Origin of the sequence: Micromonospora sp. WMMD980 (genome assembly GCF_029626035.1) — a bacterium.
In the GTDB taxonomy this organism is placed as follows: Bacteria; Actinomycetota; Actinomycetes; order Mycobacteriales; family Micromonosporaceae; genus Micromonospora.
The window spans coordinates 4,886,053-4,901,755 of sequence record NZ_JARUBE010000003.1 but is presented as its reverse complement, the minus strand read 5'-3'; the positions used below and the strand labels follow the sequence as shown (position 1 = coordinate 4,901,755).

The following is a 15,703-nucleotide window of genomic DNA, read 5'->3' as shown; positions in this document are numbered from 1 at the left end:
TTAGTGCTCGTCGCCGCGCAGGAACGTTTCGACGATGCGTTCCTGGCCGGGCGTCGCCGCCGCCGGCACCTCGATGCTGCGATCACCAATCTTCAATCGTACGGTGCGATGCCTTTCCCTCTGGGTCCACGCCTGAATGGTGGCCAGCAGGATCCGCGAACCGGCCTGCACCCCCGCCGTCAGGAAGACCCACATCGAGGCATCGGCAACGACTTCCATCCCCTTGGCGCCAGGCTCGACCGCAGCGGTGTCCGCTGGCAACCGCACCGCCAGCCCTTCGGCCTCGGACAGGCTCCGGAACAGGGATCGAGCCAGTCGCTCGCCCCGCAGGACGTCACCGTCCGCGAGAACCTCGACCTCAACCTCCGGGTGGTCCGCCACGAAGCCTCCAATTGTCCCTGAACCGGTCGGCTCTTCTCGAGACCGGTCGAAGCGCTCCCCAGCCTATGGGCCGGATCGCGACATATCGATCCCTCTCGCTCCCGTGTCAGCTATCCGACTGGCCGGTACCGCAAGTGGTCGAACCCGCCAAGCTCGTTCCAGGCAAGCCCACGCCCATAGCCGGGTGAGATCGCGACGTGTCACTGTGTCCCGGCAGGGCGCCAAACTGCGCCCCATCCCCAGCCAGCTGTGGTTGTGCTGATCAAGACCCCCGTTTACCCCCCGAAAACCCCTGCATACTGCTGACGGGCGCTGACGAATAATGATCACTTTGCTTCGGCGTTTGTGCAGGTCAACGCCAGCTCCTGACGGTTGATGGCAAGTAAAACAAGTGCCGTGGTCGGGGAGCGTAGGTCGACGGTTCGATTCCGTCAGGCGGCTCGGCACGGAAGCCCAGGTCATCGGCCTGGGCTTCGCCGTTTCCCGAGGTCGACGACAGCGCCGACGGCAGGGTCGGCGATGAGCGCAGAGCACGGGCTAGCCTGACGCGGTGTCGATCAACAGCAGCGGTTTCGAGGCGTGCCGGCGGCTTTTCACCTACCGTGCGGGGATCTGGGTCTACCGTTTGGCGATCGTCTTGGCTGTTTTTCCGTGGCCGTTCCGGGCGGTGGATGTGCGGCTGATGTCCCCACCGGGGGCGGCGACGATGGCTGCCGTTGGCTTCATCCTGATGCTCGTCGGCCATCGTCTCGTGCTCCGCTCTCATCAGCGAGCGGGGTATTTCGGTGACGGCTACGACCCGTTGCGGCCGCCGGGCGGCCTGGTTGCCCGAGACGTGTTCCGCCTGACGTACTGGTAGCCGCATCGGCCGCAGTTCCCGACGCCGGCCGACAGGAGTCTTGATCATTGCGGGGCGGGCCATGATGGACGCGTGGCGTGGAATGCGCGGGAGGCACCGGACCGCCGGCGAGGGCGCGGACCTGGAAAGGCAGGTCGACGACTGGAACCGGGTAGCGCGGCGACGTCGAGGTCATGCCGGGGCAACCATCGCGTCGGGTCGACGCGTAGATGAGGTGCAGGCCCGACGGAGGAGGACGGTTGGCCGACCGCACCGAGTACGACCAGTTCGTGGTCGACCGATCGGCCCGGTTGCTGCGCGTCGCCTATCTGCTCACCGGCGACTGGGCGGCGGCCGAGGACCTGCTGCAGACGGCCCTGGTCAAGGTCTGGTTCGCGTGGCCCCGGGTGCGCGGGGACGCCGAGGCGTACGTCCGCCGGACCATCGTCAACACCTACCTGTCGTGGCGCCGCCGTCGCTGGACCGGGGAGATCCCGCAGGCGGTGCCCGAGCGCGTCGAGGCGGCCGACCGGGTCACGCAGTACGTCGAGCGGGACGCGTTGTGGCGGATGCTCGCCGAGCTTCCGCGGCGGTAGCGGGCGGTCCTCGTGCTGCGCTACTTCGAGGACCTCACCGAGACGCAGATCGCCGAGACGCTCGGCATCAGCGTCGGCACCGTCAAGAGCCAGGCCAGCAAGGGCCTGGCGAAGCTGCGCGCGCACCCCGCACTTGCCGATCGCCGGGACGAGAAGGAGCTCATCGGATGACCGTCGAAGAGGAGCGCCTGCGCCGTCTCCTGACGGTGCAGAGCGCGGAGGTTCCGTCCGGCGAGGACCGTCTGGTGGTGCTGCACCGGCGCATCACCCGGCAACGACGGGTACGCGCCGCCGGCGTCGCCGCCGCCGTGGTGCTGGCCAGCAGCGCGACCTCGGTGGGCCTGGTCGCGCGCCAGCCCGCCGACTCGACGCCGTCGCCTCTGGCCAGCACGTCCTCGGCGTCGCCGGCCCCGACCGTCGTACCGGGTCCGGCGCCCACTCCCGCCGGCGGGTTGCTCCCCGAGTACCTACGCGGGCATCGTCGAGTGCTGGCGCGCGAGGTGGTCCTGCCGGGGCGGTCGACCATCACTCTGACGTTCACGCCTGATGCCGCGGACTTCCGACTGGGCATCGACTGCGACGACCGACTGCGTGCGGGGGCGGCTCCCGGCCGGTCCGACCACCTGATCCAGGTCACTGTCGGCAGGAAGGTCGTCGGCACCGGAGACTGCGGCTCGTCGATGCTTCCGGGGCCGGCGCTTGTCGACGCCGGGATGAACGGACACTACGCCCACTGGAGTGAACTGGGCGTCCGTGCGGGGAAGCCGGTGACGATCGTGGTCAAGATCGGCAAGCCGCTGGCGACCGACAACGCGGATGCCCGGCCGGGCGCCGCGACCCACCTCGTCGGCACGTTGGCGGTCGGTGTCTATACACCGGTGCCGTTCGAGCAGTTCCCGATGCCGTCCCGGCCCGCCGAAATGGTTGATCTGGACACCGTCGCGGAGTCGGCGACGGGGAACCCTGGTGAGCCCTTCCCGAACGAACTCGGTGAGATCGACGCCCGCACCGCCGCGTCGCCGAACGGGTCGTACCGGCTCGACCTGGCCATGCCGCTGCAGTTGAACATCTACCTCTGCGCTGTGGCGCCCGGCCGGATCCGCGTGCTGGTCGACGGGAAGGAGGTGGAGCGGCGGGCGTTCTACGACTGGTCCGGCGAGTGTGCGACGGGAACCGCGTTGGCCTCCGAATACGACCTGCCGCCCCGGTTCAAGGTGCCGGTCCGGACCGGGAAGCGGGTGACCGTCACGGTCATCGCCGACAGCTTCGCCGTGGCGGGTTGGCGGATCGGCTTCGCACCAGGTGTCGGTTGACCGGTGGGCACCGGGGGGAGCGGCCGATGAGTTCGGACCGGTCGCGCGGTCCACCTCGGTGACCTTGCTCTTCGCCCAGATCTGGAGTTGCCACCATGGCCGATCCGACCGTGACCGTCAGCCTGCCGATCGCCGACCGCGTCACGTCACACCGCTTCTACGTCGACGCCCTCGGCTGGACGGCGATCGGTGAGCCGGCGGCGGACGGGATTCCCGAGCCGCTCCAGTTCGCCGTGAACGACGGCCTGCGGCTGATGCTGGTGCCGAGCGGGGGCTTCGGTTGGGTCATCGGCGACCACGAGGTCGCCGAGCGGGGCCACAGCGAGTGCGTGCTGAGCTGGGTCGCCGCAGATCCCGACGAGGTCCGGCGGATCGTCGACCGGGCCCGATCCGCGGGCGCCCGCGTGGTGACGCCGCCGGCCGAGCAGCCGTGGGGTTTCACCGCCACGTTCGCCGACCCGGACGGTCACCTCTTGATGGTGACGACGGGCTGAGCCAGCGGCGACCCGGAGCACGGAGGCGGCCACGACGGAGAGCGCGCCGCGGGCGACCCTGCCCTAGCATGCAGTGGATGACGGGGATACGGGTGCGTGGCCGGTGACCGCCGATCCGACCCGGCGGGGCGGAGCATCCGGTGGGAAGGACCCGACCGCGCTGCCCGTCCCCGTCACCGCGGCCTGCGTGCTGCTTGCGCTGCTCGTCGTGGTTGGCTCCTGGGGCGGCATGGTGCTGGTGGTCGCCGGCCAGGTCGTCCCGACGTGGTTGGTGAGCGGCGCCCTGCTGCTCACCCCGCTGGTGATCAAGCCGGTCTGGGGTCTCGTCGACAGGTGGGCGCGCGTGCCGGACGACGAAGGCCGGAGCGTGGGGATGCGCCGGGTGCTCACGCTGCTGACGGTCCTCGCCTGGTCGGGAACCGGTCTCGGCCTGTTCTACGATCTTCCCGTCACCTACCGGGTGCTGGAGCCGGTCGGACCGGACGGCTGCCGGGCGGTCGCGCGGCAGATGTCGTTCCTCTTCGCCGGCAGTGGTGAGGTGTACGCCGTCCCGGCCACCGGGATCGGATGGCGGGTCAGTTCCTGGACCGCCGACGACGGCGGCACCCCGATCACCGACCACGCGTACGAGCTGAAGTGGAGCGACGACGGCGGCAGCCTGATCCTGCACGGCGACGTCGGTCAGCCGGTCTGGCCCGCCCTGCACGAGGTGGACTGCCGCTGACCCGGTGGGAAGGATCCGGCTTCTCCTCCGCGCGGTGACGAAGGGAGCCCGGCGGGCGCGACCCGTATCGGCGCGCCCACCGGGCTCGCTCCGGCAGGGAGGCAGGTCTACCGGGGCGCCGGCGCGTACTCGGGTTCGGTCTCCGGCGGCGGCGGTTCCTCGTCGGTGTCCGCGCGGTGTCGAGCCACCGGCTCCGCCGCGCCGACCTCGGCGGCCGGGTCGACGATGCCGCCGGGGACGATGGTGCCGCGCCAGCCGCCCGACTCGACCTGCCGGCTCTCGATGAACTCCTTGAACCGCTCCAGGTCGGACTCGGCCTGCCGGTCCACCATGTGCAGCTTCTCGCCGGCCTGCTCGACCAGGCCCTCCGGCTCGTATTCCAGCAGCAGCTCGACCTGGGTGCGCTCGGCGTCGATCGGCGCGAACCGGACCAGGCCGGCGTTGGGGGTGCCGCCGGTGGCGGCCCACGCCACCGACCGGTCCGGCACCTGCTCGACGATCGTGGCGTCCCACTCGCGTTGCACGCCGGCGATCTCGGCGACCCAGTGCATCCGCCGGTCGTCGAGCTGCCGCACCTCCCGCACGCCGCCCATGAACCGCGGGAAGTCCTCGAACTGGGTCCACTGGTTGTAGGCGGTGCTGACCGGCACGTCGACGTCGATCGACTTCTCGACCTTCCTGGTCATGACCACTCCTTGTCGTCCCGTCGTCTACACCGGGATCGGTACCCCGGCGCGCCCAACCTAACCGGCCGGCGATCAGACGTAGAGCTTCTTCGCGTAGTCCGGGCCGTAGTGTCGCTCCAGGTCGGCCAGGCTCTCCGCCGGGGCCTCCACCTCCTTGACGAGGCGGGGCCGGGACGGCAGCACGTCCGGTCGCCAGGTCTCCGACTGCCACAGCTCGGAGCGGAGGAACGCCTTCGCGCAGTGGTAGAAGATCTGCTCGACGGCCACCTCGACGGCGAGCACCGGCCGGTGGCCCTCGACCTCCATCTCGGCGAACCACGGCGCGTCGCGGACCAGCCGGGCCCGGCCGTTGATCCGCAACGTGTCGGTGCGGCCCGGGATCAGGAAGATCAGCCCGACGTGCGGGTTCTCCAGGATGTTCCGGTAGCCGTCGGCGCGCCGGTTGCCGGGCCGCTCCGGGATGGCGACCGTGGTGTCGTCGAGCACCAGCGCGAAGCCGGGCGGGTCACCCTTCGGGGAGACGTCGCAGGTGCCGTCCGCGGCGGCGGTGGCGACCAGGCAGAACGGTGAGGCGGCCAGCCACTCCCGGTCCCGCTGGTGCAGCGTCCGGCGCTCCTTGGCCAGCGCCCGGCCCGCCGGGGTGCCCAGCAGGTCGCGTAGTTCCTCCGGGCTGGTGATCTCGTGCGTCGTCACGTTGTCCTCCCCCGTCCGTTGACCTTGATGACGGTTCCGGCCCGCGACGGGTCGGGATCCGTCATGGTCAGTGTAGGAGCGCGTCGACCGCCGGGTTTGCCCCCGACGCCGGCGGGTAGGGACCGGATCACAGCGCGTGTCCGGACGCGACGGTTGGAGGTCGAGATGGAGAGCCGACTGAAGGTGCTCGGCCATCCCGTGCATCCGATGCTGGTGATGTTCCCGGTGGCGCTCCTGGTGACCGCGGTGATCTTCGATGTGATCGACACCGTGGGCGGGCCGGACTTTCTCGGCGAGGTCGCCTACTGGAACATCACCGTCGGTCTGATCGGTGGCCTGCTGGCCGCCGTGGCCGGAGCGTTCGACCTGCTCGCGCTGCCGACCGGCACCCGGGCGAAGCGGGTCGGGCTTCTCCACGCCGCCGCGAACATCGCGGTGATCCTGCTCTTCGCGGCCGTCTGGGTGGTCCGGCTCAACGCCGAGTCGCGGGCCGCCGGTGGCGCCCTGATCGCCATCGAGGTGGTCGCCGTGGCGATCCTCGGGATCAGCGCCTGGCTGGGCGGCGAACTGGTGGACCGCCTCGGCGTCGGCGTCGACCCGGAGCACGACCTCAACGCGTCCAGCTCGCTGCGCCCCGGCGCCCGGCGGATCGGAGACGCGCGATGACGGAGCCGAAGGGCTGGCGGGGCCGCCAGCAGGGCTGGGACCCGATGGGCGAGCTGCAGTCGCTGCGCGCCGAGCTGAGCCGCCTGGTCGGCGGTCGGTCCGGCACCCCCGACGTGGAGACGTCCGAGACGGCCGACGGCTGGGAGGTGCTGGTCCGGTTACCCGGTGTGGCGCCGGAGGAGGTGGCCGTCGAGCTGGACGACCGGGAGCTGTGCGTCCGGGCCCGGTCGGAGGCCGAGGTCAACGCCGACCACGGCATCCCGGGCGGCTTCACCACCCGCGGCTTCGAATACCGCGTCGACCTGCCGTCCCGCGTCGACCCGGAGCGGATCGACGCGGTGATGGACCACGGCCTGCTGCGGGTGCGGCTGCCCCGGGCGGCAAGGCCCGCGCCGCGCACCATCACCGTCGGCCGCACCGGCCCGCACGCCGCCACCGGTCGTACGCCGAGCCAGGCCGACCCGGCCGCAGACCGGGAGCTGCACCACCCGGACACCACGGTCGACGAGATCGACCGTCCCTAGGCCGGCCGTGACCAACCCGTCCGACGGCTCCAGCTCGGCGCGTCCGTCGCCGCGCCGCGACCTGGGGCCGTCGTCCGACGGCTCCAGCTCGGCGCGTCCGTCGCCGCGCCGCGACCTGGGGCCGTCGTCCGACGACTCCGGCTCGGCGCGTCTGTCGCCGTCGTCGGTGCTCGGACCGGTCGGCGAGCGGGTGCCGGACGTCGAGCGGATCGCCGTGCTGCGGGCCAACGCGCTCGGCGACTTCATCTTCGTGCTGCCCGCGCTGGAGGCGTTGCGGGCCGCGTACCCCTCGGCGGAGATCGTGCTGCTCGGCGCGCCGTGGCACGCGGCGCTCTGGCGCGACCGGCCCGGCCCGGTGGACCGGGTGCTGGTGGTGCCGCCGGGGCCCGGCATCCGCGAAGCCGGCCCCGACGAGCCCCCGGTCGACCCGGCCGACTTCCTGGCCGCCGCCCGCGCCGAACGGTTCGACCTGGCGGTGCAGGTGCACGGCGGCGGCGCCAACTCCAACCCGTTCGTCGCCGGCCTCGGCGCCCGGGTCACCGCCGGGCTGCGGGCGGACGACGCGCCGCCGCTGGACCGCTGGCTGCGCTATGTCTACTACCAGCACGAGGTGATCCGCTACCTGGAGGTGGCCGCGCTGGTCGGGGCGCCGGCGACCACGATCACCCCGACGCTGGCGGTGACCGGGGCCGACCGGGCCGAGGCCGCCTCGGTGCTCGGCGCGCCCACCCGGCCCCGGGTGGCGCTGCACCCGGGCGCCACCGACACCCGGCGGCGCTGGCCGGCGGAGGGCTTCGCCGAGGTCGCCCGGGCGCTCGTCGACGACGGGTACGAGGTGCTGGTCACCGGCACCCCCGTGGAGCGCGAGACAGTGGACGCGGTGGTCGCGGCGGCCGGCGTGCCGGTCCGCCCGCAGGTCGGCACGCTGGGGCTCGGCGCACTCGCCGCCGCCTACGCGGACTGCGCGCTGGTGGTCTCCAACGACACCGGGCCGCTGCACCTGGCCGCCGCGGTGGGCACACCCACGGTGGGTATCTTCTGGATCGGCAACCTGATCAACGGCGCGTCGCCGCTGCGCGGCCGGCACCGCCCGATCGCCGCCTGGACCACCAGGTGCCCGGTCTGCGGCGTCGACTGCACGCCCGGGATCTATCCGCACCGGCCGGGCGACGGCGACTGCCCGCACCGGGTGTCGTTCGTGGGCGACGTGCCGGCCGTGGAGGTGGTCGAGGCGGCCCGCGACCTGCTCACACCTCCGCGTTCGACTCGCTGAGCACGACCTCCCACGCCTCCACGTCCCGCTCGGTGACGGTGGTCGGCGACTCCAGGTGGTAGGCCCCGCTGGGCAGCACGCCGGCACCGCCGTGGCGCTCCAGCACCGCGAGCTGGGCGGCCACGTCCTCGCCCTGGTGCCGCTCGGGCAGCCGCTCCCAGAAGTCGAAGCCGCCGGCGTCGACGAGCTTGGCTCGGTCGTAGAGCACGCAGCCGCCGATCCAGGACACCTTGTACGCCCGCCAGGCGCCCGCCGGCAGCGCCAACTTCTCGGTGACGTGCAGCAGATTCGCCGCCGGGTGGATCGACGCCCGGTGCCACTCCGGCGTGCCCGGGCGGATCCGCTCCGGCTCCGGTCGGCCCGACCACTCCTCGTAGTGCCGGTGCGTGTCGGGACGCACGTCGTCCGTGTAGGAGAGGCCGTGCACCGCGTTGCCGACGAACCCGCAGCCCAGCTCGTCGAGCGCGCCGACCAGCCGGGACAGGCTGCCCGGCTCCAGCCACACGTCGTCGTCGAGGCAGAGGACCGCGTCGGCGGCCGACTGCGCCAGCAGGTAGGAGCGGTGCTCGGCCAGCCCGCGCCGGGGCAGCCGCCGGGTCAGCAGCACCGGGTGCCCCCGGTGGCGCAGGGCCCGGACCATGGTGGCCGCCGCCGGGTGCGCGTACGCGGGCTCGCCGTCGGACTGGTCGCTGACCACCACCCCGAACCCGGGCACACCCTCCTGGGCGGCCAGCCCGGAGAGGGTGACCGCCAGCTCGGCCGGCCGGTTGCGGGTCGGGATCAGCACGTCCACGCGCCGGGGGTGGCGGAACTGCTCGGGCGTGCCGGGGTCGAGCGGTCGGGTCACGCGGGCCTGCTCTCGCCGACGGTGGGGCCGTGCCCGTCGGGCAGAGCCGCACGGCCCTCACCGGCCGACTGGGCGCGGATCCGGTCGATGATCGCCGAGGTGGAGCGGTCCGGCACGTAGCCGAGCGTGCGTACCTGGCCGCCGAGTCGGCGCACCAGCGGAGCCTCCGGCACCATTTCCGGCGGGTAGTCGCCGCCCTTGACGTAGACGTCCGGGCGGACCACCTCGATCAGCCGCGCCGGCGAGTCCTCCTCGAAGATCACCACATGGTCGACGCAGGCCAGCGCCGCCAGCAGCGCGGTCCGGTCCTCGACCGGGTTGACCGGCCGGTCCGGGCCCTTGAGCCGGCGTACGCTGCCGTCCGAGTTGACCGCCACGATCAGCAGGTCGCCGAGCGCGCGGGCCTGGGTCAGGTAGCGGACGTGCCCGGGGTGCAGCACGTCGAAGCAGCCGTTGGTGAACACCACTGAGCGGCCCGCCGCGCGGTGCTCGGCGACCAGTGCGGTCAGCTCCTCGGCGCCGACCAGGGCCGGGTGCCCGGCCTCCTCGCCGCCGGTGCCGAGCGCGGCCAGCAGGTCCTCCCGCCGGCACACGCAGGTGCCGGTGTCGGCGACCGTGATGGTGGCGGCGAGCTGGGCGAGCTGTGCCGCGGTCGGCAGGCCCGCCTCGGCGGCGAGCGCCAGCGTCATCGCCGCCAGGTAGGCGTCACCGGCGCCGACGGCGTGGCTGGCCGGGACCGGGGTGCTGTGGCTGCGCCGGGGCGAGCCGTCCGCGCCGCCGACCACCGCGCCCTCGGTGTCCAGGGTCACCGCCACCACGTCGGCGCCGGTGTGCGCGCGCAGCTCGGACAGGCGCGACTCGGCGAGCACGGCCCGGTCCACGCCCTCGCCGGCCGACGCGCTCACCGTCACCCCGGTGCCGGTGACGCTGAGCCCGTTGCCGGTCAGCGCCACCCGCTCCTCGCCGGGTGTCGGCTCGCCGGTCGGCCCGGGGGCGGTGGACGGCCCGGCGGCCCCGCCGGTCGGCGCGCCGGACGCCGGGTGCGGGCTGCCGGCGACCCGCCCGCCGGCCGGGTCGCCCGTCGCGCCGGCCGGGCCACCGGCCGCACGTTCGCCGGCCGTGCCGGGCGCGGTGCCGACCACCAGCTCGGACGGGCCGTCGGGCTCCCCCGGATGGTCCAGGTGCAGATCACCGCCGCCGCGGACGGCGCCCCGCCCGGAGTGCGCGAAGCCAGCCGCGGCACGGGCCAGCAGCCTCGTCGCCTCGGCGAAGCTGGGGGTCACCACTGTCGGGTTGAGACCGTGCCAGTCGGCGAGGTCGTGCGCGTCGAGGGCCACCGTGCCATAGCGGTCGCGGTTGGCGACCAGCCAGGCGCGTACCGTCGAGGGCAGCGCGCCCAGGCCGTAGTCGCAGACCACGAGTGTGACCGGTCGCCCGGCGCCCACCGCCCGAAGCTCCTCGGTGGCGCAGTGCAGCGCGGTCAGCAGGCGGGCCACGCCGTCCTCGTCCAGACCGTCATCCGGGCCGCCGGAGTCCTCCCGGAGCAGGATCTGGTTGCCGGCGAGCATCCGCCGCTTGACCGGGGTGGGCCGGCCGGGCTGGCTCACCGTGCGGTCCCAGACCGCCGCCCGGTCCAGGCAGTCGTGCAGCTCGTCCCCGGCGACGTCGGCGCCGACCGGGGCGACCAGCGCGGCCCGGCCGCCGAGAGCGGCGACGTTGACGGCCGTGTTCGCGGCGCCCCCGGCGGCGGAGATCCGGCGGCGCAGGGTGAGCACCGGCGCGGGCGCCTCCCGGCAGAGCCGCTCCGACTCGGCGAACCGCCACTCGTCCAGCATGGCGTCGCCGACGACCAGCACGGGACGCTCCTGCCAGCTCGCCACCACGGTGGCCAGCCGGCGCTCTTCCGCCGCTGCTCCTGCCATGCCCCTCCGGGTCCCCCGGCGTCGACCCGGCAAACCTGGCCGTCAGGGTGCGACGGGGGCCACCCGTTGCGTCCGGTTTCGGGGCATCGGCCGGGGGAACGGTGCAGACACACCCCGGAGAGGAGAAGCAGCATGGCAGCGACACTTCAGGGCAAGCGGATCGCCTTCCTGGCCGCCGACGGCGTCGAGGAGGTCGAGTACACCAAGCCCCGCGAGGCGGTGGAGAACGCCGGTGCCCGGGTCGAGCTGGTCTCCATCGAGTCCGGCTCGATCCAGGCGTTCAACCACCTGGACCACGGCAAGCAGTACCAGGTCGACGTCACCACCAAGGAGGCGGACGCCGGGGCGTACGACGGGCTGGTGCTGCCCGGCGGCGTGGCGAACCCGGACTTCCTCCGCACGGACCCGGACGCGGTCCGGTTCGTGAAGTCGTTCTTCGACGCCGGCAAGCCGGTCGGCGTGATCTGCCACGGGCCGTGGACGCTCGTCGAGGCGGACGTGGTGCGCGGCCGCACGATCACCTCCTGGCCGAGCCTGCGCACCGACCTCACCAACGCCGGCGCCAACTGGGTGGACCAGGAGGTCGTCACCGACAACGGGCTGGTCAGCAGCCGCAAGCCGGACGACCTGCCGGCGTTCTGCGCCAAGATCGTGGAGGAGTTCGCCGAGGGCCGGCACGACGCACGCTGAAAACTCGACATCCCACCGGGGGCATGATCCGCCCCCGGTGGGATAGGAAGCGGGATGACCGCCCAGGCCGCCCGACCCGCCCTGCCCGCCCGCCAGATCCGCCTGCTGATGTTCGGTCTGATGACCGGCATGCTGCTGGCCGCGCTCGACCAGACCATCGTCGGCACCGCGTTGCCCACCATCGTCGGTGAGCTGGGCGGAATCGATCACTACTCGTGGGTGGTGACCGCCTACCTGCTGGCGTCGACCGCCTCCACGCCGCTCTACGGCAAGATGGCCGACCTGTACGGGCGGCGGCCGGTCTTCCTCTTCTCGATCGGCGCGTTCCTGCTCGGCTCGCTGCTGGCCGGCCTGTCGCGGGACATGACCCAGCTGATCGTCACGCGGGGCGTGCAGGGCCTCGGCGCGGGTGGCCTGATGACGCTGGCGTTCGTCATCATCTCGGACGTGGTGCCGCCCCGGGAGCGGGGCCGCTACCAGGGCCTGTTCGGCGCGGTCTTCGGCCTCTCGTCGGTGGCCGGTCCGCTCGTCGGCGGCTACTTCGCGGAGACGAACTGGCGCTGGATCTTCTACCTCAACGTGCCGCTGGCGATCCTCGCCATCGTGGTCTGCTGGCACGTCATGCGGCTGGTGCCGTTCCAGCGTCGCGAGCACACCGTGGACTGGATCGGCGCCGCGCTGCTGGTGGCCGGCGTGAGCTGCCTGCTGCTGGCGCTGAGCTGGGGCGGCACCTCGTACGCCTGGGGTTCCGCGGTGATCGTCGGGCTGTTCGTGGCCGGTGCGGTGCTGGGCGTGGCGTTCCTTTTCCAGGAGGCGCGGACCCGGGAGCCGATCCTGCCGCTGCGGCTGTTCCGCAGCCGCACGTTCGCGCTCGCCAACTCCGCCGGCTTCGTGCTCGGCCTGGTGATGTTCGGGTCGATCATCTTCATCCCGCTCTACCTCCAGATCGTGAAGGGCGCCTCGCCGACCCGCAGCGGTCTGCTGATGCTGCCGATGATGGCCGGCATCATCGTCACGTCGATCCTGACCGGCCGGGCGATGAGCCGGGTCGGCCGCTACAAGTGGTTCCCGGTGGCGGGCTCGGCGGTGCTGGTGACCGGCATGCTGCTGTTCCGCCAACTCCAGGTGGCGACGTCGCTCTGGGTCGCGTTCGGCTACATGGTGGTGATCGGCGTCGGGCTGGGCCTGTGCATGCAGTCGCTGATCCTGGCGGTGCAGAACGCGGTGGACGTCCGCGACCTCGGCGCGGGCACCTCGTCGGCCACGTTCTTCCGGTCGCTGGGCGGCTCGTTCGGGGTGGCGATCCTGGGCGCGGTGCTGTCCACGCGGCTCAGTTCCGCGTTGGCGGACCGGCTGCCCGGCGCGCTCGCCCAGCTCCCGCCGCAGCAGCGGGCGGCGGTGGCGGCCGGTGGCACCGAGAACATCTCGATCAACGATCCGGCGACCATCCTCGCCCTGCCCGGGCCGGTGCGCGCCGCGATCCAGTCCTCGTTCGTCGAGGCGCTGCACCTGGTCTTCCTGACCACCGGGTTGGTCGCGGTGCTGGCGGTACTGGTCACCCTGCTCATGCCGAATCACCAGTTGCGCGGCGCCGGCCCGCAGGGCGCCACCGGCGGGGCCGACCCGCTGGGCGGGAAGGCCGCCGCGCCGGGCGGCAAGCCGTTGCCGAAGGAGTCGACGGAGGAGGCCGCCGCCGAGATGGAGGCGAAGTCGCAGACGATGCTCTGAGCCGTCCTATTTCAGGATCAGGCGGTTGGTCTGTTCGAAGACGTCCAGGTCGGCGAGCGTCTCGTGCACGCTGGACGAGAGCGGGGCGGGGAACTCCTCCGGGTGGAAAAAGCCCGCGTCGGTGGTCTCGTCGGTGAACCGGGACAGCTCGCCGTCCCACTCGTCGACCCGGAACGCGGTGGTGAGGACCTGGTAGGTGTGCCCGTACATGTTGGTGTGGGTGCGGTCCGGGCCGGTGTAGAGCGCGAACGCGCTGACCCGCAGCGCGCGCAGGCCGGTCTCCTCGCGGACCTCCCGGACCGCGCAGTCGGCGATCGACTCGCCCAGTTCCATGGCGCCGGCGGGCAGCGCCCACTGGCCGTTGTCGGAGCGTTGGATCAGCAACACCCGGGCGGCGTTGTCGCGCACCACGGCACGGGCGCCGACGAACATCAGGGTGCGATCACCGGCCAGTGCGCGGAGCTGCCCAACGTACGAGTCGGCCCACGAGATGCTCACCCGGACAATCTACGCACGCATTCCGTACCCCCTCGGCCGTTCCGGGGGTTCCGTTCGTGTGAACGGCGACACTACGTTGTTACCCATGCGTAGCACGATGATGGACGCCCCCCTCCAGGTCTCCCGGATCCTCGAGCACGGCGCCACCGTGCACGGCGCGGCGGAGGTGGTCACCTGGACCGGCGCCGAACCCCGCCGGATGACCTACGCGGAGGTCGGTCGCGCCGCCGCCCGGCTGGCGCACGCGCTGCGCGACGAGTGCGGCGTGACCGGCGACGAGCGGGTCGCCACCTTCATGTGGAACAACAACGAGCACCTGGTGGCCTACTTCGCCGTGCCGAGCATGGGCGCGGTGCTGCACACGCTCAACCTGCGGCTCTTCCCGGACCAGGTCGCCTACATCGCCAACCACGCGCAGGACCGGGTGGTGCTCGTCGACGGCACGCTGATCCCGCTGCTCGCCCGCGTGATCGGCGAGCTGACCACGGTGCGCCACGTGGTGGTGGTCGGCGGCGGCGACCCGGCCCCGCTGGTGTCCGCGGCCGGCGAGCGGATCACCGTGCACCACTGGGACGCGCTGCTGGCCGACCGGCCGGATGTCTTCGACTGGCCGGAGGTGGACGAGCGGGACGCGGCGGCGCTCTGCTACACCTCCGGGACCACCGGAAACCCCAAGGGTGTGGCCTACTCGCACCGTTCGATCTACCTGCACTCGCTCCAGGTGTGCATGCCGGAGGGCTTCGGGCTCGGCCCGAAGGACCGGGAGCTGGCCATCGTGCCGATGTTCCACGCCATGTCCTGGGGTCTGCCCTACGCGGCGTTCCTCTCCGGCGCCTCGCTGATCATGCCGGACCGGTTCCTCCAGGCCGAGCCGATCGCCGCGATGATCGCCGCCGAGCGGCCCACGCTGGCCGGCGCGGTGCCGACCATCTGGACCGACCTGTTGGCCTACCTGGACAGCCACGAGGTGGACACCTCCTCGCTGACCGAGGTGATCGTCGGCGGCTCGGCCTGCCCGCCCGCGCTGATGCACGCGTTCCACGACCGGCACGGCGTCGAGGTCATCCACGCCTGGGGGATGACCGAGATGTCCCCGCTCGGCTCGGTGTCCCGCGCCCCGGCCGGCGCCACCGGCGACGACGCCTGGCGCTACCGCTACACCCAGGGCCGCGTCCCGGCCGGGGTGGCCGCGCGGATCGTCGGCCCGCTGGGCGAGCCGCTGCCCGCCGACGGGACGTCCGTGGGCGAGCTGGAGGTCCGTGGGCCCTGGGTGACCGCCCGGTACGTCGGCGACGACGTGCCGGACCCCGAGAAGTTCCGGGACGGCTGGCTGCGGACCGGGGACGTCGGCACGCTCTCGCCGGACGGCTATATCACGCTCACCGACCGCGCCAAGGACGTGATCAAGTCGGGCGGGGAGTGGATCTCCTCGGTCGAGCTGGAGAACGCCCTGATGGCGCACCCGGCGGTGCTGGAGGCGTGCGTGGTGGGCGTGCCGGACGAGCGGTGGGACGAGCGGCCCCTGGCCACCGTGGTGGTCCGCGAGGGCGCCTCGGTGACCGCCGAGGAGCTGCGCGACTTCCTGGCCGGCTCGGTGGCGCGGTGGCAGTTGCCGGAGCGCTGGGCGTTCATCGACGCGGTGCCGAAGACCAGCGTCGGCAAGTTCGACAAGAAGGTGGTGCGTTCCCGCTATGCCGACGGCGGGCTGGAGGTGCGGGAACTGACCGCGCCGTAACACTTTCCGGCGTACCGTCGCCAACACGGGTAGGAACATGTTTCAAACGGACATTCCTCCCAGAGGGCGGCCCCGGCGTTCGCACCGCGCCGGGG

Annotated in this window: 17 protein-coding genes and 1 pseudogene; 12 read left to right on the top strand and 6 right to left on the bottom strand. The window is 72.6% G+C overall.

Translation table 11 applies throughout. From position 1 onward, the window contains the following. The gene (locus O7618_RS23085; RefSeq protein ID WP_278108213.1) at positions 1-381 is read right to left on the bottom strand and encodes a hypothetical protein; all 381 of its coding nucleotides are present in this window, start codon (positions 379-381) and stop codon (positions 1-3) included. A 550-nt stretch (positions 382-931) separates the two neighbouring features. On the opposite strand from O7618_RS23085, the gene O7618_RS23080 reads away from it, so the two are divergent. From O7618_RS23080 to O7618_RS23060, 6 genes are all read left to right on the top strand, one after another. Next, complete coding sequence (locus O7618_RS23080) at positions 932-1,240, top strand: hypothetical protein (protein ID WP_278108212.1); 309 nt, start codon at positions 932-934, stop codon at positions 1,238-1,240. Between the two features lie 239 nt (positions 1,241-1,479). Then, positions 1,480-1,815 carry a sigma factor gene (locus O7618_RS32285; RefSeq protein ID WP_347405392.1) on the top strand — a complete coding sequence of 112 codons (336 nt, stop codon included), beginning with the start codon at positions 1,480-1,482 and terminating at the stop codon, positions 1,813-1,815. Positions 1,816-1,827: 12 nt separating this feature from the next. Then, positions 1,828-1,986 (top strand): sigma factor-like helix-turn-helix DNA-binding protein, encoded by a 159-nt coding sequence (locus O7618_RS32280; protein WP_347405391.1) that lies wholly within the window; start codon positions 1,828-1,830, stop codon positions 1,984-1,986. Beyond that, positions 1,983-3,128, top strand: a complete 1,146-nt coding sequence (locus tag O7618_RS23070) for a hypothetical protein (protein WP_278108211.1) — start codon at positions 1,983-1,985, stop codon at positions 3,126-3,128. Before O7618_RS32280 ends, O7618_RS23070 begins: the two co-directional genes overlap by 4 nt. A gap of 95 nt (positions 3,129-3,223) precedes the next feature. Continuing rightward, positions 3,224-3,622 (top strand): VOC family protein, encoded by a 399-nt coding sequence (locus tag O7618_RS23065; RefSeq protein ID WP_278108210.1) that lies wholly within the window; start codon positions 3,224-3,226, stop codon positions 3,620-3,622. A 103-nt stretch (positions 3,623-3,725) separates the two neighbouring features. Continuing rightward, positions 3,726-4,346, top strand: coding sequence for a hypothetical protein (locus O7618_RS23060; protein WP_278108209.1), 621 nt, complete (start codon positions 3,726-3,728; stop codon positions 4,344-4,346). A 239-nt stretch (positions 4,347-4,585) separates the two neighbouring features. Here the strand turns inward: O7618_RS23060 and O7618_RS23055 are convergent. Both O7618_RS23055 and O7618_RS23050 read right to left on the bottom strand, forming a co-directional pair. Next, positions 4,586-5,032: pseudogene (locus O7618_RS23055) on the bottom strand (SRPBCC family protein); the annotation flags it as partial. Between the two features lie 72 nt (positions 5,033-5,104). Beyond that, entirely contained in the window at positions 5,105-5,725 is a 621-nt protein-coding gene (locus O7618_RS23050; RefSeq protein WP_278108208.1) for a pyridoxamine 5'-phosphate oxidase family protein, read from the bottom strand. 165 nt (positions 5,726-5,890) lie between these two features. On the opposite strand from O7618_RS23050, the gene O7618_RS23045 reads away from it, so the two are divergent. The 3 genes from O7618_RS23045 (at position 5,891) to O7618_RS23035 (ending at position 8,188) form a co-directional block, all read left to right on the top strand. Further along, entirely contained in the window at positions 5,891-6,391 is a 501-nt protein-coding gene (locus tag O7618_RS23045; protein WP_278108207.1) for a DUF2231 domain-containing protein, read from the top strand. Then, positions 6,388-6,915 (top strand): Hsp20/alpha crystallin family protein, encoded by a 528-nt coding sequence (locus O7618_RS23040; RefSeq protein WP_278108206.1) that lies wholly within the window; start codon positions 6,388-6,390, stop codon positions 6,913-6,915. The genes O7618_RS23045 and O7618_RS23040 overlap by 4 nt, the downstream gene beginning before the upstream one ends. Positions 6,916-7,066: 151 nt before the next feature. Next, positions 7,067-8,188 (top strand): glycosyltransferase family 9 protein, encoded by a 1,122-nt coding sequence (locus tag O7618_RS23035; RefSeq protein ID WP_278110120.1) that lies wholly within the window; start codon positions 7,067-7,069, stop codon positions 8,186-8,188. On the opposite strand, the gene O7618_RS23030 is transcribed toward O7618_RS23035, so the two are convergent. Both O7618_RS23030 and rfaE2 read right to left on the bottom strand, forming a co-directional pair. After that, positions 8,163-9,035, bottom strand: coding sequence for a glycosyltransferase family 2 protein (locus O7618_RS23030; protein WP_278108205.1), 873 nt, complete (start codon positions 9,033-9,035; stop codon positions 8,163-8,165). The genes O7618_RS23035 and O7618_RS23030 overlap by 26 nt on opposite strands. Beyond that, on the bottom strand, positions 9,032-10,957 hold the full coding sequence (rfaE2, locus tag O7618_RS23025) for a D-glycero-beta-D-manno-heptose 1-phosphate adenylyltransferase (protein ID WP_278108203.1): 1,926 nt from the start codon (positions 10,955-10,957) through the stop codon (positions 9,032-9,034). The genes O7618_RS23030 and rfaE2 overlap by 4 nt, the downstream gene beginning before the upstream one ends. Positions 10,958-11,089: 132 nt before the next feature. On the opposite strand from rfaE2, the gene O7618_RS23020 reads away from it, so the two are divergent. Together O7618_RS23020 and O7618_RS23015 are read left to right on the top strand one after the other, a co-directional pair. Then, entirely contained in the window at positions 11,090-11,647 is a 558-nt protein-coding gene (locus O7618_RS23020; protein ID WP_278108202.1) for a type 1 glutamine amidotransferase domain-containing protein, read from the top strand. Between the two features lie 54 nt (positions 11,648-11,701). After that, positions 11,702-13,375: an MDR family MFS transporter gene (locus O7618_RS23015; RefSeq protein ID WP_278108201.1), complete on the top strand. Its 1,674-nt coding sequence runs from the start codon at positions 11,702-11,704 to the stop codon at positions 13,373-13,375. A gap of 6 nt (positions 13,376-13,381) precedes the next feature. Here the strand turns inward: O7618_RS23015 and O7618_RS23010 are convergent, their stop codons facing one another. Further along, positions 13,382-13,873, bottom strand: coding sequence for an NUDIX domain-containing protein (locus O7618_RS23010; protein ID WP_278108200.1), 492 nt, complete (start codon positions 13,871-13,873; stop codon positions 13,382-13,384). 100 nt (positions 13,874-13,973) lie between these two features. On the opposite strand from O7618_RS23010, the gene O7618_RS23005 reads away from it, so the two are divergent. Further along, positions 13,974-15,608, top strand: a complete 1,635-nt coding sequence (locus tag O7618_RS23005) for a fatty acid--CoA ligase (protein ID WP_278110119.1) — start codon at positions 13,974-13,976, stop codon at positions 15,606-15,608. The last annotated feature ends 95 nt before the right edge of the window (positions 15,609-15,703 follow it).

What these genes read in the sequence shown, in the direction of transcription:
- O7618_RS23070 (WP_278108211.1), top strand. Translation starts at nt 1,983, where the DNA reads ATGACCGTCGAAGAGGAGCGCCTGCGCCGTCTCCTGACGGTGCAGAGC.
- O7618_RS23065 (WP_278108210.1), top strand. Translation starts at nt 3,224, where the DNA reads ATGGCCGATCCGACCGTGACCGTCAGCCTGCCGATCGCCGACCGCGTC.
- O7618_RS23045 (WP_278108207.1), top strand. Translation starts at nt 5,891, where the DNA reads ATGGAGAGCCGACTGAAGGTGCTCGGCCATCCCGTGCATCCGATGCTG.
- O7618_RS23040 (WP_278108206.1), top strand. Translation starts at nt 6,388, where the DNA reads ATGACGGAGCCGAAGGGCTGGCGGGGCCGCCAGCAGGGCTGGGACCCG.
- rfaE2 (WP_278108203.1), bottom strand. Translation starts at nt 10,957, where the DNA reads ATGGCAGGAGCAGCGGCGGAAGAGCGCCGGCTGGCCACCGTGGTGGCG.
- O7618_RS23020 (WP_278108202.1), top strand. Translation starts at nt 11,090, where the DNA reads ATGGCAGCGACACTTCAGGGCAAGCGGATCGCCTTCCTGGCCGCCGAC.
- O7618_RS23015 (WP_278108201.1), top strand. Translation starts at nt 11,702, where the DNA reads ATGACCGCCCAGGCCGCCCGACCCGCCCTGCCCGCCCGCCAGATCCGC.
- O7618_RS23005 (WP_278110119.1), top strand. Translation starts at nt 13,974, where the DNA reads ATGGACGCCCCCCTCCAGGTCTCCCGGATCCTCGAGCACGGCGCCACC.